At 71.4% G+C, this 20,366-nt stretch carries 18 protein-coding genes; 8 read left to right on the top strand and 10 right to left on the bottom strand.

What is annotated here, in order from left to right; all coding sequences use genetic code 11:
* The first annotated feature begins 31 nt into the window (after nucleotides 1-31).
* The 3 genes from HNR40_RS12320 (at nucleotide 32) to bldD (ending at nucleotide 3,111) form a co-directional block, all read left to right on the top strand.
* Nucleotides 32-1,453: an amino acid permease gene (locus HNR40_RS12320; protein ID WP_312896305.1), complete on the top strand. Its 1,422-nt coding sequence runs from the start codon at nucleotides 32-34 to the stop codon at nucleotides 1,451-1,453.
* Nucleotides 1,450-2,316: a universal stress protein gene (locus tag HNR40_RS12315; RefSeq protein ID WP_184960625.1), complete on the top strand. Its 867-nt coding sequence runs from the start codon at nucleotides 1,450-1,452 to the stop codon at nucleotides 2,314-2,316. The genes HNR40_RS12320 and HNR40_RS12315 overlap by 4 nt, the downstream gene beginning before the upstream one ends.
* Before the next feature lie 300 nt (nucleotides 2,317-2,616).
* Complete coding sequence (gene bldD / locus HNR40_RS12310) at nucleotides 2,617-3,111, top strand: transcriptional regulator BldD (protein WP_026214021.1); 495 nt, start codon at nucleotides 2,617-2,619, stop codon at nucleotides 3,109-3,111.
* A 461-nt stretch (nucleotides 3,112-3,572) separates the two neighbouring features.
* Here bldD and HNR40_RS12305 read toward each other — a convergent pair whose 3' ends face one another.
* On the bottom strand, nucleotides 3,573-4,022 hold the full coding sequence (locus HNR40_RS12305) for a protein-tyrosine phosphatase family protein (protein ID WP_184960624.1): 450 nt from the start codon (nucleotides 4,020-4,022) through the stop codon (nucleotides 3,573-3,575).
* Nucleotides 4,023-4,679: 657 nt separating this feature from the next.
* Nucleotides 4,680-5,126: an SAV_6107 family HEPN domain-containing protein gene (locus tag HNR40_RS12300; RefSeq protein ID WP_184960623.1), complete on the bottom strand. Its 447-nt coding sequence runs from the start codon at nucleotides 5,124-5,126 to the stop codon at nucleotides 4,680-4,682.
* A 728-nt stretch (nucleotides 5,127-5,854) separates the two neighbouring features.
* Here HNR40_RS12300 and HNR40_RS12295 point away from each other — a divergent pair.
* Both HNR40_RS12295 and HNR40_RS12290 read left to right on the top strand, forming a co-directional pair.
* A complete protein-coding gene (locus HNR40_RS12295; protein WP_184960622.1) occupies nucleotides 5,855-6,580 on the top strand; it encodes a hypothetical protein in 726 nt (241 codons plus the stop codon).
* Between the two features lie 128 nt (nucleotides 6,581-6,708).
* Complete coding sequence (locus HNR40_RS12290; protein WP_184960621.1) at nucleotides 6,709-8,484, top strand: bifunctional metallophosphatase/5'-nucleotidase; 1,776 nt, start codon at nucleotides 6,709-6,711, stop codon at nucleotides 8,482-8,484.
* A 7-nt stretch (nucleotides 8,485-8,491) separates the two neighbouring features.
* Here the strand turns inward: HNR40_RS12290 and HNR40_RS12285 are convergent, their stop codons facing one another.
* Both HNR40_RS12285 and HNR40_RS12280 read right to left on the bottom strand, forming a co-directional pair.
* Nucleotides 8,492-8,680, bottom strand: a complete 189-nt coding sequence (locus tag HNR40_RS12285; protein ID WP_184960620.1) for a ferredoxin — start codon at nucleotides 8,678-8,680, stop codon at nucleotides 8,492-8,494.
* Nucleotides 8,681-8,690: 10 nt separating this feature from the next.
* Nucleotides 8,691-9,872, bottom strand: a complete 1,182-nt coding sequence (locus tag HNR40_RS12280; protein ID WP_184960619.1) for a cytochrome P450 — start codon at nucleotides 9,870-9,872, stop codon at nucleotides 8,691-8,693.
* Nucleotides 9,873-9,942: 70 nt separating this feature from the next.
* Between HNR40_RS12280 and HNR40_RS12275 the strand changes: the two genes are divergently transcribed.
* Nucleotides 9,943-10,536, top strand: coding sequence for a TetR/AcrR family transcriptional regulator (locus tag HNR40_RS12275; protein ID WP_184960618.1), 594 nt, complete (start codon nucleotides 9,943-9,945; stop codon nucleotides 10,534-10,536).
* On the opposite strand, the gene HNR40_RS12270 is transcribed toward HNR40_RS12275, so the two are convergent.
* Genes HNR40_RS12270 through HNR40_RS12260 form a run of 3 tightly spaced genes read right to left on the bottom strand, consistent with a single transcriptional unit; the run spans nucleotide 10,533 to nucleotide 14,944 of the window.
* On the bottom strand, nucleotides 10,533-11,666 hold the full coding sequence (locus HNR40_RS12270; RefSeq protein WP_184960617.1) for an ROK family protein: 1,134 nt from the start codon (nucleotides 11,664-11,666) through the stop codon (nucleotides 10,533-10,535). The two genes, HNR40_RS12275 and HNR40_RS12270, sit on opposite strands and share 4 nt — an antisense overlap.
* Before the next feature lie 3 nt (nucleotides 11,667-11,669).
* A complete protein-coding gene (locus HNR40_RS12265) occupies nucleotides 11,670-12,902 on the bottom strand; it encodes a Gfo/Idh/MocA family oxidoreductase (RefSeq protein WP_184960616.1) in 1,233 nt (410 codons plus the stop codon).
* Nucleotides 12,899-14,944, bottom strand: coding sequence for an alpha-galactosidase (locus HNR40_RS12260; protein ID WP_184960615.1), 2,046 nt, complete (start codon nucleotides 14,942-14,944; stop codon nucleotides 12,899-12,901). Before HNR40_RS12260 ends, HNR40_RS12265 begins: the two co-directional genes overlap by 4 nt.
* A gap of 71 nt (nucleotides 14,945-15,015) precedes the next feature.
* On the opposite strand from HNR40_RS12260, the gene HNR40_RS12255 reads away from it, so the two are divergent.
* Both HNR40_RS12255 and HNR40_RS12250 read left to right on the top strand, forming a co-directional pair.
* A complete protein-coding gene (locus tag HNR40_RS12255) occupies nucleotides 15,016-16,200 on the top strand; it encodes an ROK family protein (RefSeq protein WP_184960614.1) in 1,185 nt (394 codons plus the stop codon).
* Nucleotides 16,201-17,988: a glycoside hydrolase family 36 protein gene (locus HNR40_RS12250; protein ID WP_312896304.1), complete on the top strand. Its 1,788-nt coding sequence runs from the start codon at nucleotides 16,201-16,203 to the stop codon at nucleotides 17,986-17,988. It abuts the gene before it with no gap.
* On the opposite strand, the gene HNR40_RS12245 is transcribed toward HNR40_RS12250, so the two are convergent.
* From HNR40_RS12245 to HNR40_RS12235, 3 genes are read right to left on the bottom strand one after another with little or no spacing between them, the layout of a single operon-like run.
* Nucleotides 17,975-18,346, bottom strand: a complete 372-nt coding sequence (locus HNR40_RS12245) for a VOC family protein (RefSeq protein WP_184960613.1) — start codon at nucleotides 18,344-18,346, stop codon at nucleotides 17,975-17,977. The two genes, HNR40_RS12250 and HNR40_RS12245, sit on opposite strands and share 14 nt — an antisense overlap.
* Nucleotides 18,346-18,732 carry a VOC family protein gene (locus tag HNR40_RS12240; RefSeq protein WP_184960612.1) on the bottom strand — a complete coding sequence of 129 codons (387 nt, stop codon included), beginning with the start codon at nucleotides 18,730-18,732 and terminating at the stop codon, nucleotides 18,346-18,348. The genes HNR40_RS12245 and HNR40_RS12240 overlap by 1 nt, the downstream gene beginning before the upstream one ends.
* A 57-nt stretch (nucleotides 18,733-18,789) precedes the next feature.
* A complete protein-coding gene (locus HNR40_RS12235; RefSeq protein WP_184960611.1) occupies nucleotides 18,790-20,358 on the bottom strand; it encodes a right-handed parallel beta-helix repeat-containing protein in 1,569 nt (522 codons plus the stop codon).
* Nucleotides 20,359-20,366: the final 8 nt, after the last annotated feature.

Below are 20,366 nucleotides of genomic sequence, written 5' to 3'. Positions count from 1 at the left end.
GGGCGGAGGCCCCTTCTTTGGGGAGGTGCCGGTGGCACTGACACAGTTGTTCCGCATCAAGCCGACGGACGAGATCGTCTCGGAGGCCGGCCGGGGTGAGGGCGGCGAGCTACGGCGCACGATGGGCCTGTGGCAGCTGACCCTCTTCAGCGTCGGCGCCACGCTCGGCACGGGCATCTTCGTCATCCTCGGCCAGGCCGTGCCGAAGGCGGGCCCGGCGGTGGTGCTGGCGTTCGTGCTGGCCGCCATCACGGCCCTGTTCTCCGCGCTGAGCTACGCCGAGCTGGCCGGGACCATCCCGGTGTCCGGCTCGTCCTACTCCTACGCCTATGCCACGCTCGGCGAGATCGTGGCCTGGGTCTGCGGCTGGTGTCTCATGCTGGAGTACGCCGTGTCGGTCGCGGCCGTGGCCGTCGGCTGGGGCGAGTACCTCAACACGTTCCTGCAGGGGCTGTTCGGCTGGCAGCTGCCCGCGGCGATCACCCACTCCCCCGGCGACAAGGGCGGCGTCGTCAACGTGACCGCCATCCTCATCGTGCTGCTGTGCACCTGGCTGCTGCTCGGCGGCTCCTCCGAGTCGGCCACCGCCAACGTGGTCTTCGTGCTCATCAAGGTCGCGGTGCTGGCGTTCTTCTGCGTGGTGGCGTTCACCGCCTTCCAGTCGAAGAACTTCACCCCGTTCGCCCCGCTGGGCGCCCTCGGCATCACCGCCGCCGCCTCGCAGGTCTTCTTCTCCTATATCGGCTTCGACGCCGCCTCCACCGCCGGTGAGGAGGCCAAGAACCCCAAGCGCGACCTGCCGCTGGCGATCATCTTCTCGCTGGTGATCGTGACGGCGATCTACGTGCTGGTCGCGGTCGCCGCCATCGGCGCCATGCCGTGGACCGACTTCGACCCCGAGAACACCGAGGCCAGCCTCGCCGTCATCGTCGACCTCGCCACCGGCGCCACCTGGCCCGGCCTGGTCGTCTCCTTCGGCGCCGTCATCGCCATCGCCAGCGTCGTCCTCACCGTCATGTACGGCCAGACCCGCATCCTGTTCGCGATGTCGCGCGACGGGCTGATCCCGAAGGTGTTCCAGAAGGTCAACCCGCGCCGCCAGGTCCCGGTCGCCAACACGCTGATCGTGGCGCTGTTCATCAGCGTCCTGGCCGGGCTCATCCCGCTCGGGCAACTGGCCGAGGCCACCAGCATCGGCACCCTGTTCGCCTTCGCGATCGTCAACGTCGGCGTGATCGTGCTCCGCCGTACCCGGCCCGACCTTCAGCGCAACTTCAGGACGCCGCTGTTCCCGATCACGCCGATCCTCGGCGTGATCATGTGCGTGGTCGTGATGGCCGGCCTTCAGGGCGTCACGTGGCTGGCGTTCGCGCTGTGGATGGCCGTCGGTTTCATCTGCTATTTCCTGTACGGCTACCGCCACTCCAGGCTCCGCACGGAGGTGCCCCGATGAAGATCGAGAACGTGCTGACCGGCTTCATCGCCGAGCCTCGCGGACGTGACGGCCTGGCGCTTGCCGTACTCCTGGCCAGGCAGGCCAGGGCGAAGCTGACGGTCGCGACCGTGCAGCCGCCCGCCTGGAACACGCCGGGGCCTGCCAAGGCCGACGAGAGCGCCTGGCGCGCCTACCTGCGCGAGCAGGCGGACGGGACGCTGGAGCAGGCCCGCGAACTGGCCGGCGACGAGGCCGACTACGTCGTCCACACCAACAAGGGCAGCGGGCGCGGCCTGGTGGAGCTGGCCCGCAAGCGCGAGGCGGACGTGGTCGTGATCGGCTCGGCGCCCTCGGGCGCCAAGGGCCGCATCTCGCTCGGCAGCACCGCCGACCAGCTGCTGCACTCATCCTCCGTTCCGGTACTGCTGGCGCCCAAGGGCTGGTCGGAGGAGCCGCCGGCCGAGTTCGAACGCCTCACGGTCGCCTACCGGCGCGGCCCCGGCTGTGACCACGCGGTCGCCGAGGCGGCGCGGGCGGCGGTGAGCCTGGACGTGCCGCTGCGGCTGGTCACGCTGGTCGTCAGCAGCGCCAGGAAGGCCAAGATCGAGCAGGAGATGTCCGAACGGCTGCGCGAGCAGGCGGCGGCCGACCTGAAGGCGGCGGCGCGCGGGCAGCGCCGCAGGCTGCAGGTGGACGTGGAGATCCTGGAGGGCAGGAACGTGGCCCAGGCCCTGGGCGCGGCCACGTGGCTGGACGGCGAGCTGATCATCTGCGCGTCGAGTAGTTCCGGGCCGCTGCGCCGGGTGTTTCTGGGCGACACCTCCATCAAAATCGTCAAGGCGGCAACCTGCCCCGTCATGATCCTGACTCGAGAGCCATAGCTGGATATCCCTCGGCAAACTATGACGAAGTACTGTTACCAACGGGACAAGAGGGGCGTTTGAGGCGATCCATACCGGACCGGATTCGGCATCTTTTTTCCAATCAGCTTGACCTTCGGCTTAACCCCCTTTACCGTCACTGTGCGTAACCACTTTGCGCGGCGTTCTGGGCTAAACCCAGGGCCATGGCTACCGATGGTGCCGAGCTTGGCGCCAGACCCCCCGGTGGCCGGGGCAATCGTCGCAAAGGCGCACAATCTACTGAGAGCAGTACATAACACGAGCCGGGGGGCCACAACGATGCCGTCTGAGTACGCAAAATCGCTGGGTGCACGACTCCGCGCGATCCGCACCCAGCAGGGGCTGTCCCTGCACGGAGTCGAGGAGAAGTCGCGCGGACGCTGGAAAGCCGTGGTCGTGGGCTCCTATGAGCGCGGCGACCGGGCCGTCACGGTGCAGAAGCTTGCCGAGCTTGCCGACTTCTACGGGGTACCGGTGTCCGAACTGCTGCCGGGCGGCGCCGCCCCCAGCCCGCTCGGCCCGACACCCAAGCTTGTGATCGACCTCGAGCGTCTGGCCACGCTGCCGAAGGAGAAGGCCGGGGCACTCGCCCGGTACGCGGCGACCATCCAGTCGCAGCGCGGTGACTACAACGGCAAGGTGCTCTCGATCCGGCAGGAGGACCTGCGCTCCCTTGCCGTGATCTATGACAAGTCGCCGAGTGAGCTGACCGAGGAACTGATCAGCTGGGGCGTGCTCGACGCCGAGGCCCGGCGGGCGGTCGAGTCGTTCTGACCTAGTTCGTGAGAGGGCGCGCCTGAACACCTCAGGCGCGCCTTTCGCGTTCCCCGGGCCCCCGGGGGTGACTGTGGGCCGGGGGTGTGGCCATAGGGGCACTCAGGGGCTTGGAGCCACACCGGATCTTGATACCCCTCCATCCCACGGAACCCCACGCGCGTCTAGCAACCTGCCCAAGTGTCGCGCCGCAGATCCCTCACGCGGACATTGGTGACACGCGGGCCTGGGCACGCAGGTCCGGGCCTGGGCACCCAGGTCGGAAACATGCGGGCCTGGGCACGCAGGCTCGGAGACATGCGGGCTTGCCGACATCCAGGAGCTCTCGGGTCGTCAGGTTGCCGGGCGATTGGGCTGGTCGTGTGCGCTTGGCCGGTCAACAGGCGCCGTTGCGGCGGGAACCACGTCCGACGTGAGAAGCGATCCCCACGATCGGGGCCGGCGCACGACGGCGGGTGGCGTTAGGACGGCTGTGCCGTAACGGATGGAAACCGAGACACCCACCGCCGCTGCCAGGGGGTTTCGACGGCGCGGGGGTGGTGGTGGGCGCGGGTCCAGGCGATCGCGTCGGCGGGGGCGAGGCCTGACAGCACGGCGAGGCACGACAGGACCGTGCCGGTGCGGCCCACTCCGCCACCGCAGGCGACCTCGGCAGGTTCACCCGCCTGGAGCCGTACGTGCAGGGCCCGGATCAGACGGACCGCCTCGCCCGTGTCGCGGGGCAGCAGGAAGTCCGGCCAGTCGATCCAGTCGTGCGGCCAGGTGTGATCGTGCTTGCGGCGCAGCTTGGCGGTGCCGAGGTACAGCCCGTATTGGGGGTCCGGCCCCTCCGGGACGGCGTTGCGCAGCCCGCGTCCGCGCACCCAGCCGCCGTCCGGCAGTTGGATCGCGCCGGTGAGTCGATCGTTCATCCGGCGACGATAGACCGGCCCGGCCCTTTACGGCCCGGCCCAGACGCCACGGCCGGTGCGGTCAACGACATCGGTGACCCCACCGACCTGCTATAGGGACGCTCGCACCGACTCAGATCGGCCCATAGCGAAACCACCGAGCGCACCGCCCGTCGGCCGCCTCCACCGACGCACGTGCCCGCTTGCCCGCACAGGCCAGCTTGCGCCGCGCAGGCCAACCGTCACCAGCCTCTCAGCCCGTCAACCACCGTCTCAGCCCGTCAATCAACCTCTCGGCCTGAACCGAGCCTCAGATCGCAGGGATCCCCCAAGCTCCCCGGCATCTTCCGCACAGCCGGGCAGCTGCCGCGGTCCTGGGGTCCGCCGCGACTGCCGGGCTCGTCGCGTCGGCCGTGGTCCCGAGCGGCAACCGTGGACCGGCGGGCGGCGCTGTTGTCCTGGGTTGCTGCTGCGGTTCGGTGGGCGGTGGAGTGCCTGGGCATGGTGCTGAGGGCGGGCGCCCCGGGGCGGACCGGGGCGTGCTGCGAGGTGGGCGAGGAGCCCCTCGCCGGTAGCGGGTGCCCGGGGCGGACCGGGCTGGTGGTTATGGGTGGGCGGGGAGCCCCCTCGCCGGTGGCGGGAGCCGGCATGGGGGAAGGCCATGCCGTGGTGCTCGTGCTAGCCGGCGAGGGGGATGTCTATGGGGAGTTGGGGCTGGGCGGGGACGCCCAGCAGGGACTCGGCCGTGGTGACGAACGTCTCGGCGTCGGCCAGGAGCTCGTCCGCGTCGGCCGAGGTGATGCCGCGGACCACGCCCGCCTCGGCAGCGGCGCGCTTTGCGGCGCTCTGCGCGAAGTAGGCGGCCCACGGGGCAAGGTCGGGTTCGGCTTCGGGCAGGAGCTCCCAGGCGCTGCGCAGGCGGCGTCTGCGGCCCTCCATCGGCCTCGGGTGGGCGGCCAGGATCGCGGCGGACGCTCTCAGCGCCGCCATGTGAGCCGCCACATATCGTGTCGCCGGGGTGCGGGCCGTCATCGCCTCTGCCAGGCAGGCACGTGAATCCGCCAGGTGTGCCCGCACCGCGGGCGACAGCCGGGGGCCGGTGTTGTCTGTCTGCCGTCGAGACATCTTGCGCGCCTCCTTGGGGTTATGGGGGCTGCCGGCGTTTCCACCGGTGGTGCTAACAATTTCAGAGCCCACCGACATTTCCGCCGGGCGGCCGGACGAGGAGCTTCCCCTCACCCCGTCCGGCCGGGACGCGCCCACTCGTCTCCGCCGACGACGAGGACACGCCCTTCGCCCGTGGACCCTGATCGCGGACCCCGCCATGGGGGAGGCGGTTCGCCCGCGATCAGGACCTGCAGACGCGAGCCGCGAGCCCCGCGTCCAGCATCGAACATAATTTCGATCACGTTGGATGTCAACCGATTCTGCGAACACGGGTTCGATCAACGGCCAGGGTTCGGGCTCCGGCAGACCCAACCCCGCCGACCTGGCCACGGACCGACCAGACCCCCCTTGCGGAGCACACCTGGACCAAGGGAGCACGGGGGTGGAGGTGACGGTAAGGGCGGGGCTGAGGCGACCACGGCCCGGCGGAGAGGCGGGTCCGAGGAGGGCCATGGCTGCGCGGCAGGGGTCGGCAGGGTGCGTGGACGGCGGGTGGCAGGTGGGGCGCTGGCGTCAGAGGTGAAGGAACAGGCGGGAGCAAAGGTGAAAGAAGGGGCAGGGCAGAAGCGCCAGGAAGGGCGGGGTGGGCGGGGGTGGGCAGGGTGGCGGGCGGGGGCGAGTGCTCCCGGTGCGTTCGCTCTGGGGTGGAAGGGCTACGATCTCCTGGTCCCCGGAAGGAACCACTCGTGGATCAGAATGCCCCGCGCGCTCTGCTGCGGATCCTGGCCGTCATCGCGGTCGTCTCGTTCGGCCTCAGCATGTACATGGAGCAGTTCCAGCTCGCCTGGCTCCAGCAGCACCCGATCACGGTCAACCTGCTGTCCAGCGTCATCGGCTTCGCCTCGGGCGGCCTGGTGGTGGCGTTGTTCATCAACCGGATAAAGGACCGGGACGTGGCCAGGACCCGGCACGAGCCGATGGCGGAGGACTGGAAGGTGGTCACCCGGGCGGTGCGCGAGCCGTTCGGGCTGCTCACGAGTGCGGAGCTGCACGACGTGCACGAGGCGCGGGACGCGTCGGCGGTGGCGGCGGACGGGTCGCTGGCCGAGGAGGTCACCGACTCCTACGCGCGGAAGACGGCGTCCGTCTGGGGAGAGCCGTCGATGGAGCCGGCCGAGTGGCAGGCCTACAGCGCCGCGGTCCGGGCCAAGGGGCTGGCGTTCCTGCCGGTGGCCCGCGCGTTCGCCAAGCGGTACGGGATCGCGGGGAAGAAGTTCGACACGGCGTTCTCCGAGTTTGAGGCCAAGCTGACCGCGCTGCCGGAGAACGGGGACACCTCGGGCAGTTCGCAGGCCTACTCGGCGGCGGGGTCCGCCCTGCAGGGCTTCATCCACAGTGTCGAGGAGCTGCACTACGACATCACGCTCCACCAGGTACGCGCCGCGAAGAAGGGCCGCGCCGCGACTCCCTGACGCGGTCCGGCCGGTGAAACGCCCGGGACTGTTGGTGATCGTTTGCCGGGGATTTGGGAGTGCTTTACCGGGCGTAGGGGTGGGACGCGGAGGATCTGGCACGCAATTACCGACAATAGGAGCATTGCGTGCGATTCCCCCTTCGAGGCGCGGTCATCGCCGCGGCTATAGCCGTTCTCAGCGGAACCCAGGCCTTCGCCGACACGCGGGCCGCCGAACCCCCAACGGCGGACACGGCCTCCGGCCACCGGTCCGTCGACGTGCAGTTGCTGTCCCTCACGGACTTCCACGGCTACGTCCGTCCCCACACCGACGCCGGCAACGGCACCATCAAGGACGCCCAGGGCAAGAGCATCGTGGTGGGCGGCGCGCCGTACATCGCGACGCATCTGAAGAACCTGCGCCAGGGCAAGCGCAACACCGTCACCTTCACCACCGGAGACAGCTTCAGCGGCTGGCCGCCGGAGGTGGCCAGGCTGGCCGACGAGCCGACGATCGAGTTCCTGAACAAGATCGGCGTGGACTTCTCGGCGGTGGGCAACCATGAGCTGGACATCTCGCTGGAGTTCCTGCGCGACCACATGGGCCGCGGCAAGTGCTTCGGGCAGCGCGGCGTTGACAGCTGCTTCACCGACTCCGACGGGCGTCGCTTCCGCGGCGCGCGTTTCGACTTCTCCGCGGCCAACGTGACGCGCGAGGGCAGCACGCGGCCGGTGCTCAAGCCTTACGTGATCAAGTACTTCCAGGGTGTGCCGGTCGGGTTCATCAATCTGACGACCACGACGACGGTGGAGGGCTCGACCTCGTTCCAGCCGTCGCTGGACAACCTGCCGCTGGTGGAGACGGCCAACACGTACGCGGCCGAGCTCAAGCGCCGCGGCGTCGAGGCGATCGTGGCCAACGTCCACGAGGGCGGTACGGCCGGCGACGTCTACGACCGGTGCAACGCCAACCCCACGGGCCCGGTCATCGACTTCGCCCGCCAGGCCTCGGCCGAGATCGACGCGATCGTGACGGGCCACTGGCACGCGCCGTTCAACTGCTCGATCCCCGACCCCGAGGGCAACCCGCGCCCGGTCGTCGAGGCCGCCTTCCACGGCAAGCTGATCAACGAGATCAACCTGAAGATCGACCGCCGCAGCCGCGAGGTGATCCGCTCGGCCACGGTCTCCACGAACCACCCGGTCACCAGGGACGTTCCGGCCGACCCGGCGATGGTCAAGCTGGTCGACCACTGGGTGGCCGCCGAGAAGGGCGTTTCGGCCCGCCAGGTCGGCACGATCACCGGCGACCTGACCAGGACCCGCGACGCCGACGGCGAGAGCACGCTCGGCAACGTGCTGGCCGACGCCGAGCGCGCCGACAGCGCCGGCGCCGACCTGGCCGTGGTGGCGGTGGCGCCGGTGAAGGGCTCGAACTCGTTGCGCGGCGACCTGCGCTTCGCCAAGGGCGCCGATCCGGCCGACGGCGACGGCAAGGTGCTGTTCGGCGAGGCGTGGAACACCTGGGGCTACGCCAACCCGGTGGTCACCGCGACCGTGAAGGGCAGCCAGATCGACCAGGCGCTGGAGCAGCAGTGGCAGACGCAGCCCGACGGGACGGTCCGGTTCGCCCCGCTGGCCGTTTCAGGAAATGTCCGCTTCTCGTATGACGTGAGCAAGCCGGTCGGCGAGCGCGTCACCAGCGTGCTCATCGACGGCAAGCCGCTCGACCCGGCCCGCGGCTACCGGCTGGCCGCCCTGGCCTACACGCTGATCGGCGCCGACGGCTACAGCGCCTTCGCCGGGTACACCGACGCGGTCCGCGGCAGCCGGGACTACGAGGCCTTCCGCGCCTTCCTCGCGAAGGGCCCCGTCTCCCCGCCCGCCCTGGACCGCGCCGTCGCCGTGACCGCCGCCTCCTGAGCCGTGCTCAGACGCTGATCGCGCCCGAAGGGCACTGCTGTACGGCCCGCCGTACCAGAGCCTCCTGGCCTTCCGGGACGGGTGAGACGAGCACCACGACGGTGCCCTCCTCCTCGCTCTGGTCGAACACCTCGGGCGCGGTCAGCGCGCACATCCCAGCTCCGATGCAGACGTCCGTGTCTGCTTTGATCTCCATGCCTACCTCTCTACCAGGTAACGGGGAGGCGGTGCACACCATAGATGGCCATGTCCGAGCGCATCGGCACCTCCGAGGGCGCGCACGCCAGCCGTAGCCCGGGGAAGCGCCGCAGCAGCGCGGGGAAGGCGATGCGCATCTCGATCCTGGCCAGTTGCTGGCCGAGGCACTGGTGGATGCCGTGCCCGAAGGTCAGGTGGCCGGTGGCCGAGCGGGTGAGGTCGAGCCGGTCGGGCGCCTCGAAGTGGGCGGGGTCGCGGTTGGCCGAGGGCAGCGAGATCGTGACCGTCTCCCCCGCCTTGATCTGGTGGCCGTCGATCTCGACGTCCTCCAGCGCCGCCCGGCCCGGTCCGGCGTGGATGATCGTGAGGTAGCGGAGCAGTTCCTCGACCCCGTTGTCGACCGCCGAGGGGTCGTCGCGCATGAGCGCGAGCTGGGCGGGGTTGGTGAGCAGGGCGAAGGTGCCGAGGCCGAGCATGTTCGCGGTGGTCTCGTGGCCGGCGATGAGCAGCAGGAACGCCACGCCGAGCAGCTCGTCGTCCTCCAGGTCGAGCAGCCCGCTGAGCAGCGCCTCGTCCGGCTGGGCGCGCTTCTTCGCGATGAGCCCGTAGAGGTATCCGGCCAGATCCTGGTAGGCGGCGATCAGCGAGCCCACGTCGCCGTCGAGTGAGAGCAGCGTGGCCGAGTCGCGCTGGAAGGTCTCCCTGTCCTCGTACGGCACGCCGAGCAGCTCGCAGATGACCAGCGACGGGATCGGCAGCGCGAAGTCCTCGACCAGGTCGGCCGGCGCGGTCATGGTGTCGAGCCGCTCCTCGGTGATCTCGGCGATCCGCGGCTCCAGCCCCTTCATCCGCCGGACCGTGAACTGGCCGGTCAGCAGCTTGCGGAAGCGGGTGTGCTCGGGCGGGTCCATCCGCAGGAACATCCCCGGCTGCCGATTGGTGTCCGGCATCTGCGCCTTGAACTGTTCCGCGATCGCCGCTCGCGCCGGGATGGCCTGGTGCTGGAGCTCCGTCCGGTTGCTGAAGCGGTTGTCGGCGAGGATGGCGCGGGCGGCGCCGTATCCGGTGACGAGCCAGCCCTCGTGGCCGTCCGGGTAGGTCATGCGGTGCATGGAACCCTGCTCGCGCAGGACGCCGAACTCGTCGGGCGGGTCGAGCGGCCGCTGCCGCCGCATGGGAAAGGTTGTCATGACTCCAGAAAACCTCTCCAGATGCAATTTTGCAACGGATGCAAATCATAAAGCGGTGTAGAGTTTCGCCATGACAGGGCTACGCGAGCGCAAGAAGGTGCGCACCAGGCGCGCGCTGATCGAGGCCGCGCTCCGGCTCTTCACCGAGAAGGGCTACGAGGAGACCACGCTGGCCGAGATCGCCGCGGCGGCCGACGTGTCGACCCGCACGTTCTTCAGCTACTTCGGCAGCAAGGAAGATGTGATCTTCCATGACGGCGGCATCCGGCTGGAGGCCATCCTCGGCATGGTCGGCCGGCGCCGGCCCGGCGAGTCCATCGGCGACCTTCTGCTGCGGGTGAGCGAGGCCAGCCTGAACTGGACGACCGAGGAAGACCTCGCGCTCGACCTGAGCCTCGAGCGTGTCGACCTGATCATGAGCGTGCCCGCCCTGCAGGCCAAGGCGCTGCACCTGCTGTTCGACAGCCAGTTGCGGCTGGCCAAGGCGCTGCACGAGGCGTACCAGGACGAGATCGACCTCCTGGAGGCGGCCACGATCGTCGGCTCCCTGGTGGGGGCGGCCAAGCTGACCGTGATGGCCGCCATGGACCGGGGCGACTCGCTGGAGGAGGTCTGGAAGGCCGCCCGCACCGCCGCCACCTCGACCATCAGCCGGTTGACCTAGCCGGGGCCCAGTCCGATGAGGGCCATGATCGTGACCGCCGCCGCGGCGCGCGCCCACGACTCGGGCGGCAGGGGTTCGACGATCAGCGGGCAGCCACCCGCAGCGCCGAACGCCTGCGGACCGTAGGCGGCGCGCAGATCCTTCTCCAATACGGCCACGCCGTCCCCGGTGACCACGACCTTCTCGGGCCCGAACATGTTGACCATGGCCGCGATCCCCCGCCCCACCGCCCGGCCGGCCGCCGCGAACGACTCCAGCGCCGCGCGGTCGCCGGTCCGGGCCAGGGCCACGGCGCCGGGCAGGTCCAGGGCGGCCCGGCCGGTCGCGGCGCGGATCCGGGCCACGACGGCGGGCTCGGCGGCGATCGCCTCGACGCAGCCCCGGCCGCCGCAGTGGCAACGCGGGCCGGTGTCGTCCACCGGGACGTGGCCGATCTCGCCGGCCACGCCGTACCCTCCCTCGACCAGCGCGCCGTTGACCACGAGCCCGCAGCCGACCCCCTCGCCCACCGTCACCAGCGCGAACGAGCGGGTGCCCGCGCCCTCCCCGAACCACTGCTCGGCGACGGTCAGCGCCCTGACGTCGTTCTCGACGGTGGCCGGCAGGCCGGTCGCCTCGCGCACGAGCGCCGCAAGCGGCACGTCCCGCCAGCCCGGGTACGGCCCGCGCCGCACGATGCCGGAACCCCGGTCCACCTCCCCCGGCACCGCCACCCCCACCCGCCGCACCAGGGCGCCGGGCGCGCCCAGGACGGCGACGGCACGGGCGACGGCGGCGACCACGGCGGCGACGGACGTGCCGGGCAGCGGGATCCGGTGCGCCGCACGCACCCCCGCCCGCAGGTCCGCCAGCACCACGACCAGTTCCCCCGCCCGCAGCCACACCCCGGCGAAGAACTCCCGATCAGCCCGTACGGCCAGCGGCGCCGCCGGCCGCCCCGACCCGGCCGAGGCCCGCCCGACGGGCAGTTCGTCCAGGTACCCGGCGGCCAGGATGGGCCTGACCACCTTGGTGACGGCGGCCGTCGACAGCCCCGTCACCCGGGACACCTCGGTCCTGGAGATGGGCCCGCGGGTGAGAACGGTGGCGAACACGGCGGTGGCCGCGGGCGTCAGCGTGACGCGGTCCATGCCTCAGACCCGCACCGGCAGGCCCGTCTCGATGGACGTGTTGGCCGCGATGCCGATCCCGGCGGCGCGGATGCCGTCGGTGTAGTCGGCGCGGCGGCCCAGCGGGTCGGGGGCCGGCGTGCCGAACAGGTCGTCGAGCAGGAGCCGGTCGCCGCCGCCGTGCCCGCCGGAGCCGGTCGGGATCTCGATCTCCTCGGCGGGTTCCCAGTGGCGCTGCAGGACGAGGCGCTCGCCGCGTACCCGCCCCTCGGTGAGCCGTCTGGCGCCCTTGCCGAGCTTGGCGGCGGAGTCGGGGTCGGCCCACTCGCGTTCGACGACGTCGAGCTCGATCCGGCCGAGGGTGCCGTTGAGCGCGACCCGGTAGCCCTCCCAGGGCGCGTGCGCGTGCAGCGAGTAGGTCAGCAGCGCGCGGGAGTCGTAGCGGACCAGCACCGCCATGTTGTCCTCGATGTTCACGCCGGGGGCGAAGACGTCCTGGTCGCGGTGGTAGCCGTCCTCGTGCTCGGCCTGGAGGTAGAGGGTGTCGAGCCGGGGGTCGGCGGCCAGGTCGATGGAGAAGCGGTCGGCGCCGATGAGGCCGGAGTCCCGGCTGCGGGGCGGGCGCGGGCCCGGGGCGTTGGCGTGGCCGTAGAAGCGCAGGTCGCCTTCGGCGTAGACGGTCTGGGGGGCGGCGGCCAGCCACCAGTTGACCAGGTCGAAGTGGTGGCCGGACTTGTGCACGAGCAGGCCGCCGGAGTTGGCCTTGTCGCGGTGCCAGCGGCGGAAGTAGTCGGCGCCGTGCATGGTGTCGAGCAGCCATTCGAAGTGCACGGAGGTGACCTCGCCGATGGCGCCCTCGGCGACCAGGCGCTTCACCGCTGAGTTGCGCGGCGAGTAGCGGTAGTTGAAGGTGATCGTCACGTCGCCGGCGGCCTTGGCGATGGCCCGGCAGCCTTCGGCCGTGGTGGCGAGGGGCTTCTCGACGATGACGGCGCAGCCGCGCTCCAGGGCGGAGACGGCGTAGACGTGGTGGGTGCGGTCGGGGCTGGTGACGATGACGACGTCGGGGCGCGCCGCGTCGAGCATCTGGCCGAAGTCCTGGTAGGCGGGCACATCGGCGCCGTAGGAGGCCATGCGGGAGGCGTTGGTGTCGCAGAAGGCGACCAGCTCCCCGGCGTGGCTCCAGTCACCTCTCAGGGCGTTGACGTACATCCCGGCGCGGTGTCCGAGTCCGACGATGGCGTAGCGGCGGGTCAAGGCTGCTCCTTGCGCAGGCGGATGAGGGCGCTGGCGTAGTCGTCGTTGGGGAAGGGGGGCAGCAGGCCGCGGGAGGTCAGCAGCACGCCGTGGTGGACGGCGCCGGTGTCCTCGTCGCGGTAGCGGGCGTCGGGGTCGAGTCCGGACAGGCGCAGGGGCACGCCGGGCGCGCCGAACGCGGCGCGGCGCCTGAAGGCGAGCACGACGACCCGCTCGCCCAGCGTGTACTGCACGGCCTCGCGCAGCCGGTGCAGCTCGCCGTACTGGACGACGGGGCGGATGTCCTTGTAGAGGGCGACCAGCCCGGCGGCTTCGTCGAGCTCCCGCTCGCTCCAGTTCGGCAGGTCGCCGCCGAGGCCGAGCACGCCGGCCATGGCCACGTGGAAGCGGAAGGCGAGCGGGACGCGCCGGCCGGTGATCGGGTTGGGACTGTCGGTGACCCAGGCGGCCATGGCGCCGGCCGGGTAGATCTGGGTGAAGCCGTGCTGGATGGACAGGCGGTCGGCGGCGTCGGTGTTGTCGGAGGTCCAGACCTGGTCGGTGCGGGCCATCATGCCGAGGTCGGTCCGCCCGCCGCCGCCCGAGCAGGCCTCCACGCGCAGGTGCGGGTGGTCGGCGCGCAGCCGGTCGAGGATGGAGTAGACGGCCCGCACGTGCCCGACCAGCAGGTCGCCCGGGTCGGCCTGGGTGAAGGTGCGGTTGCAGTCCCACTTGAGGAAGTCGATGGCGTGCTCGCTGACCAGCCGGTGCAGCCACTTGTGCGCCCAGTCGGCCACCTCGGGGCGGGAGAAGTCGAGCAGCAGCTGGTGGCGCAGCTCGGTGCGCGGCCGTCCCGGCATGTGCACGACCCAGTCGGGGTGCTCGCGGTAGAGGTCGCTGTCGGGGTTGACCATCTCGGGCTCCACCCACAGCCCGAACTTCATGCCGAGCCGGTGCACCTCCTCGATGAGCGGCGTCAGCCCGTCCGGGAATCGCACGGGGTTGGGCCACCAGTCGCCGAGCCCGGCCCGGTCGCTGGTACGCCCGCCGAACCAGGCGTCGTCCATGACGAACACCTCCGCCCCGACCCGCGCGGCCAGCGCCGCCATGCGCTTCTGGCTCTCCTCGCCGACGTCGAAGCCGACGGCCTCCCACGAGTTGTAGAGCAGCGGCCGCAGCTCGCCGGCGGCCGGCCGGACGTGCTCGTTGACATAGCGATGCCACGTACGGCTGGCGCCCCCGAACCCGCCGTCGGAGTAGAGCCCGGCGAAGACCGGCGTGCTCCACTCAGTCCCCTGCCAGGACACCCCTTCGTGGCCGAACCCGCCGGTCCAGCCGGTGCGCCCGGAAGGGGTGCGGCCGAGCGTGAGGCGCCAGCTTCCGCTCCAGGCCAGGGCGGCGCTCCAGACCTCGCCGTGCTCCTCGCCCGCCTCGCCGGAGTCGACCATGACCCAGGGGTTGGCCTGGTGGCTGGTGATGCCGCGCCGGCTGGTCAGGACGGTCTCGCCGACGGGCAGTTCCACGCGGCGCACGGAGTTCTCGGCGGCCCATCCGCCGCTGGCGTGGCTGAGCCGGTAGCCGGGCAGCGGGGGCAGGTTCCAGGCGGCCGAGTCGCAGCGCAGCAGCGTGACGGGCTCCTCTGAGCGGATCTCCGTCCAGCGCTCGACGACGTCGCTGTCCGCGCGCACGCGGTAGTGCAGCGCCACCTCCAGCGGGTGGGCGCGGTCGCGCATCAGGATCGTCAGGTGGCCGTCCTCGATCTCGTGCCCGGTGTGCTGCCATTCCACGCCGGTGTCGCCGTTGGCGAAGCGGATCTGCAGGGAGGCGGCGCCGAAGCGGGCGCCGGCCTCGGTGAGGAGCTCCTCGGCCACGCCGGACTCGTCGAAACTGCTGGCCCTGAACGGCACGGCGCCCGGCAGCGCGGCGGCCTGCTCAGGTGTGAGCCTCGGCCCCCAGTGCAGGCAGGCGGGCACGTCGTCGTCGGTGAGCCCGATGACGTAGCTGGTGCGTGGAGTGGTGAGCGACCAGCGGCGTCGCGAGGGATCGAAAGCGATGAGGCTCATGAGCTGGAGCCTAGGCACGGCCTAACACGAATTCAATTCTTGACGAAGTTAATTACTGCTACTATGCGGCCATGCTGGATCCCTCGCGCGGGCGGGCGGCCACGATCACGAGCCCGGCCTCCGCCACCGTCTTCACCATGGTCCTGACGCAGGGTCCGGTCTCCCGGGTGGAGATCGCCAGGCGCACCGGCCTGTCGTCGGCGGCCGTCACCAAGGCGGCCAGGCCGTTCATCGACGCGGGATACCTCTTCGAGATGGCGGCCACCGAGCGTACCGGCCCCGGCGCCGGTCGCCCGGCCAGCCCGCTGGCCATCCACCCCGACCGGGAGTTCTTCGTCGGCGTGAAGATCACCGACGACGACCTCATCGGCGTCGTCACCGACCTGCGCGCCCAGGTCGTCGAGGAGGCCCACCGGTCGCTGAGCGCGCGCACCCCCGAGCACGTGGTGGCGGAGCTGAAGGCGCTCGCCGACGAGCTGCTCGGCCGCGCGCCCGGCTACCGCGAGCGCTGCCACTCCCTCGGCCTGGCCATCTCCGGCGACGTCGACAAGAGCACCGGGCTGGTGCGCTACTCCCCCTTCCTGCGCTGGCACGAGGTGCCGCTCGGCGAGCTGGCCAGGGCCGCGACCGGCCTGACCGTCACCGTGGAGAACGACGTCAAGGCGCTCACCGTGGCCGAGCACTGGTTCGGCGAGGGCGTGGGCGCCTCGTCGTTCGCGCTGGTCACGGTCGGGCTCGGCATCGGCTGCGCGGTCGTGGTGGACGATCGCCTGGTGGCCGGGGCGCGCGGCGTGGCCGGCGAGATCGGTCACGTGCCCGTCGGCGGCGACAGCCCGCCCTGCCACTGCGGCGGCCACGGCTGCGTGGAGGCCATCGCGGGCACCCCGGCCGTCGTCGCGGCGGCCCGCGCGGCGCTGGGCGACGAGACGCTGACACTCGACGGCGCCATGGCCGCGGCCCGCTCGGGCTCGCCGGCCGCCATGGCGGTCTTCGCCCGCGCCGGCGAGGCGATCGGGCGGGCGATGGCGGCCATGGCCAACCTCATCGGCCCCGAACGCATCATCGTCAGCGGCGACATGCCGGGGCTGGCGGCCTACGAGCTGTTCGAGGACCAGCTCCGCGCCGCCTTCACCCAGCAGGCCTTCGGCGCGGCCGCCGACTGCCGCCTGATCCTGCGGCCATCGCCGTTCGAGCAGTGGGCCCGCGGCGCCGCCGCGGTGGCCATCCAGACCCTCTTCACCCTCCAGGAGAGATGAGTGACCGCGACCATCTGGCAGCCCCACGACACCGCCGCGACCTCGGGCGTGGTGGAGATCCCCGTGGGCATCGGCGACCTGGTGGCCCAGGCGAGCGCGGTGGCGGCGGCCGCCGCCGACGCGCCCGTCGAGCTGGCGTGGGAGGTCGTCCACACCGGCGACGGCGTGGTGGAGGTGCGGGTGACGCCGGGCGCGCCGGCGACAGTGCGCGTGGCGTGGCGGGTGCCGTGCGTGGACGTGACCGCCTTCTGGGTGCCCGACAGCGGCGAGCACCGGGGCCTGCCGCCGTTCTGGCGCCGCCCGCGCCGGACCTCGCTGGAGAAGGGCGCGCCGGTGGGCGCGCTGATCGGCGCGGGCGACGTGTCGGTGTGCACGTACGCGGTGGCCGAGGTCGTGCGGCCGGTGCTGATCCGCACCGGCGTGGTCGAGGAGACGGGTGACTTCGGCTTCTGGGCCGAGCACAGGGCCGCCCCGGGGGCCGGCCTCGTGCTGCGGCTCGACCTCAGCGGCCGGCACTTCGCCGACACGCTGGTCGGCGTCACGACTTGGTGGTCGGCCGGGCGCGGCGCGCGGGAGGCGCCGCGCGCCGCGCGGATGCCCGCCTACTCCACCTGGTACGCCATGCAGCAGCACGTGAGCGCGGAAAGCGTGGAACGCCAGGCGGCCGCCGCCGCCGAGCTGGGCTGCGAGGCGATCATCGTGGACGACGGCTGGCACAGCGACGACCGGGGCCGCGGCTACGGCTACGTGGGCGAGTGGCTGCCCTCCCCCACCGCGTTCCCCGACATTTCCGGACACGTGGCCAAGGTCCGCGCCCACGGCCTCGCCTACCTGCTCTGGTACGCCCTCCCCTTCGTCGGCCGCCACACCCCGCTCTGGGACCAGGTCCAGGACTACAGCCTCACCTACAAGCCCCACATGAACGCCGTCGTCGTCGACCCCCGCTACCCCCACATCCGCGACCTGCTCACCGACAACCTCGCCCGCGCCGTCGAGGACTGGGGCGTGGACGGGCTCAAGATCGACTTCATCGACCAGTTCGCCGTCGAGGACCCGCCGGAGCCCGGCCCCGAGGCCGACTGCGCGACAGTCAACGAGGGCGTGCGCCTCCTGCTGGCCGAGCTGGCCGCGCGCCTGCCCGCGGACGCGCCGATCGAACTGCGGCAGCCGTACATCAGCCCGGGGCTCTGGGGGCGGGCCGCGATGGTGCGCGCCTCCGACTGCCCGCTCAGCGCGCTGCACAACCGCCAGCGCACGATCGACCTGCGCCTGGTCGCGGGGCCGCTGGCCGTACACGCGGACATGATGATGTGGCACCCGTCGGAGAGCGCCGAGCGCGTCGCCGTGCAGCTGATCAACGTGTTGTTCGCGGTGCCGCAGATCTCCGTGGACCTCACCGCGCAGAGCGCGGCGCAGACGGCGGCGCTGCGCTTCTGGCTGGGGTTCGTGAAGGAGCACGCCGAGGTGCTGCAGCGCGGGGAGCTGCGGCCGTCACGGCCCGACCTGCAGTATCCGCTGGTCACCGCGCGGGGAGACGGCGTGGTGATCGCCGCGCGCTACGCGCCGGTGCCGGTCGCGGTGCCCTCGTCGGGCACGCTGTGGCTGGCCAACGCCGACGACGACCCCGCCGTCCTGCTCACCTCCGCCCTCGCCGGTACGGCCCGCGCCACCGTCTACGACTGCCGCGGCGAGGTCGTGGGCCGGGGCGCGCACGCGTTCGAGGCCGCCGGCACGCACCAGATCACGGTGCCCACCGGCGGCCTGCTCGAGCTGGTCAGATCTGGATGACCGACAGCACGTTGCCGGCCGGGTCGGTGAACCACGCGATCGGCGGCCCGCCGGCCCGCATAACACCGTTGGCCTCCTGCTCGAAGCCCGGGTAGCGGGCGAACTCCACGCCGCGCCCGGCGAGCTGCCCGACGGCCTTGTCGACGTCGTCGACCGGGAAGTTGAGAATGGTGTAGCCGGCGGGCTCGTGGGCCTCGCCCTTGGGGTAGACGAGGATGTCGCGCTCACCGGCGATGTGCAGGGTGAGCATCCCGTTCTCCTCCGACACCCGCAGGCCGAGCACGCCCTCGTAGAACGCCTTGGCCTTGGGCACGTCGTCGACGGAGAACCCGCTGAACGCCTTGGTCTGGCCGAACATCACTTCGCCCCCATTTCCGCGCGGTGCTCGGGGCTGAGCTGGATGACCTGGACGTAGTTGCCGTCGGGGTCGATCGCGGTGGCGAACAGGCTGCCGTCGCGGTCCTCCAGCGGGGCCAGCCAGGTCACCCCGAGCCCTTCCATGCGGGCGGTGACCTCCCTCGCGTCGTCCACCTGGAAGTTGAGAATCATCCTGGCGGGTTCGGGGTTCTTGCCGCTCACGTCGGCACGCCGGTCGAAGAGCACGCCGAACGTGCCGAAGCGCAGGTAGCGGTAGTCGCCGAGGTCGGCCGTCTCGGCCGGCTCCAGCGCCGCCGCGTACCATTCGCTCAGCCGGACCGGGTCGGTGCTGGCCAACAGCATGCTGTCCAGGACGGGGCTGGTCATGTCTTCCTCCGAGGTCGTGGATCGCTTTCCTGTACAGACCCCGGAGGAAGCCGGAACTCATCGGTGGCGGTCGAAGAACTGTGCCTGGTAGAGCGAGGGCGGCAGCAGGCCGGGCCGGTTGGCGCCCTCGATGTGGCCTGCGGGCTGGGCGAACGGGCCGTCGCCGGTGATCGTCCCGCGGCAGCCGATCGCGTAGTTCTGGGCCGTGGGCGGCTTCTGGACGATCAGCTTGCTGGTGGACACGTCGCAGTTCCAGGCGACGGAGTGGGCCGCCGACCAGCCGTGCGAGGTGCCGTAGCGGCCGCGGTTGTACAGGCCGAGCGTGTAGTCGTAGTGCGGGTCGAGGTCGCGGTGGCCGTCGAAGAGCAGGCCCTGCGACCAGCGGCGGTGGCCCTCGCTGGAGTTGAGCGCGTGTTCCGCGACGCCGCGCAGGAACACGATGCCGGAGACCGTGCTGTGGCCGTTGGAGACGAAGGCGTGCCTGGCCTTGTAGGCGTAGCAGTCCTTGAACAGGATCTGCTGCGAGTAGGTGTAGGTGTTGAAGTTGTAGCGGCGGCTGCCGGTGACGATGCTGACCGGGTCGACGGCGCGGCAGTTCTGGATGGTGGCGCGGGTGGTCTCCTGGGTGGCGAAGCCGGCCTGGGTGAAGTGCAGGGCGGTGCAGTCGCGTACCCACGCGTCCTCGCAGCGCAGCAGGTAGATCGCGTTGTAGGCGTGGTTCTCGTCCTGCTCGGGGTCGCCCGTGTACTCGATGTCGACGCGCAGGCGCTCCACGCCGACCTCGGTGACCAGCCCGGCCCGGTCCCAGGTGTAGAGGAAGGACGTGCTGTGGGCGCGGTTGAGGTGGTTGTAGAGCGGCACGTCGACCGTCACGACGTTCCCGGAGACGTCGGTGATGTAGCGGTTGAAGGAGAGGGGGTGCTCCCCCACCTTCCACGGCGGGCCGACGTCGTGCCCGCCGTGGTCGATCGCCTTCAGCCACTCCTCGGTGCAGGGATGGGTGATGACGACGTTGTGCCCGGCCCGCAGCGCGCCCGGATCGGCGACCTGGAACTGGCGCGCGCCCACCTGCACGAAGTCGCTCATGATGTCGGTACGCGTGCCCGGAACCTCACCGCGCCAGCCGCCGCCCGAGACGCCGCCGACCACGATGACGTTGCGGTCCTTGGGCGTGTTGCCGGTGGCCTTGATGATCGTGTTCGCCGCCGGGTCGGCCCCGTCGCCCGCGCCGCGCAGCACGAGGCCGTCGGCGCGCACGTACAGGGTGCCCGCGACCGGATAGAGGCCGGGTGACAGCAGCAGCGCGCCGCGGCGCTGCCGGGGCAGCGCAGCCACCTCGTCCAGCGCGGCCTGGACGTGCGCGGTGTTGTCGCCCTCGACGGGCCTGATCACCTTGACCACGCGCACGTGCGGGATGGGCCGCTCGCCGCCCCGGTAGCCCGCGTGGCTGAAGTCCGGTACGCGGTTGCCCTCGGCGTCGGCGGTGTAGACGAGGCGGCCGCGGCGGTCGTAACGCACGAGGTCAGACTGCCAGAGGGTGCCCGCCCGCGCGGGCGCCGCGCCCGCGGCGGCGGTGAACGCCAGCGCGCCGCCGGCGGCCAGTAACCCGCGTCTGGTGAGATCCATGCTCCGCT

Source organism: Nonomuraea endophytica (genome assembly GCF_014203235.1).
GTDB lineage: Bacteria > Actinomycetota > Actinomycetes > Streptosporangiales > Streptosporangiaceae > Nonomuraea > Nonomuraea endophytica.
The sequence above is the reverse complement of the archived record's forward strand: the minus strand, read 5'-3'. Positions and strand labels throughout refer to the sequence as shown.

Excerpts from the sequence above, each read along its gene's own strand:
- HNR40_RS12315 (WP_184960625.1), top strand. The coding sequence starts at position 1,450 with ATGAAGATCGAGAACGTGCTGACCGGCTTCATCGCCGAGCCTCGCGGA.
- bldD (WP_026214021.1), top strand. The coding sequence starts at position 2,617 with ATGCCGTCTGAGTACGCAAAATCGCTGGGTGCACGACTCCGCGCGATC.
- HNR40_RS12305 (WP_184960624.1), bottom strand. The coding sequence starts at position 4,022 with ATGAACGATCGACTCACCGGCGCGATCCAACTGCCGGACGGCGGCTGG.
- HNR40_RS12300 (WP_184960623.1), bottom strand. The coding sequence starts at position 5,126 with ATGTCTCGACGGCAGACAGACAACACCGGCCCCCGGCTGTCGCCCGCG.
- HNR40_RS12285 (WP_184960620.1), bottom strand. The coding sequence starts at position 8,680 with ATGGAGATCAAAGCAGACACGGACGTCTGCATCGGAGCTGGGATGTGC.
- HNR40_RS12280 (WP_184960619.1), bottom strand. The coding sequence starts at position 9,872 with ATGACAACCTTTCCCATGCGGCGGCAGCGGCCGCTCGACCCGCCCGAC.
- HNR40_RS12275 (WP_184960618.1), top strand. The coding sequence starts at position 9,943 with ATGACAGGGCTACGCGAGCGCAAGAAGGTGCGCACCAGGCGCGCGCTG.
- HNR40_RS12270 (WP_184960617.1), bottom strand. The coding sequence starts at position 11,666 with ATGGACCGCGTCACGCTGACGCCCGCGGCCACCGCCGTGTTCGCCACC.
- HNR40_RS12260 (WP_184960615.1), bottom strand. The coding sequence starts at position 14,944 with ATGAGCCTCATCGCTTTCGATCCCTCGCGACGCCGCTGGTCGCTCACC.
- HNR40_RS12255 (WP_184960614.1), top strand. The coding sequence starts at position 15,016 with ATGCTGGATCCCTCGCGCGGGCGGGCGGCCACGATCACGAGCCCGGCC.
- HNR40_RS12245 (WP_184960613.1), bottom strand. The coding sequence starts at position 18,346 with ATGTTCGGCCAGACCAAGGCGTTCAGCGGGTTCTCCGTCGACGACGTG.
- HNR40_RS12240 (WP_184960612.1), bottom strand. The coding sequence starts at position 18,732 with ATGACCAGCCCCGTCCTGGACAGCATGCTGTTGGCCAGCACCGACCCG.
- HNR40_RS12235 (WP_184960611.1), bottom strand. The coding sequence starts at position 20,358 with ATGGATCTCACCAGACGCGGGTTACTGGCCGCCGGCGGCGCGCTGGCG.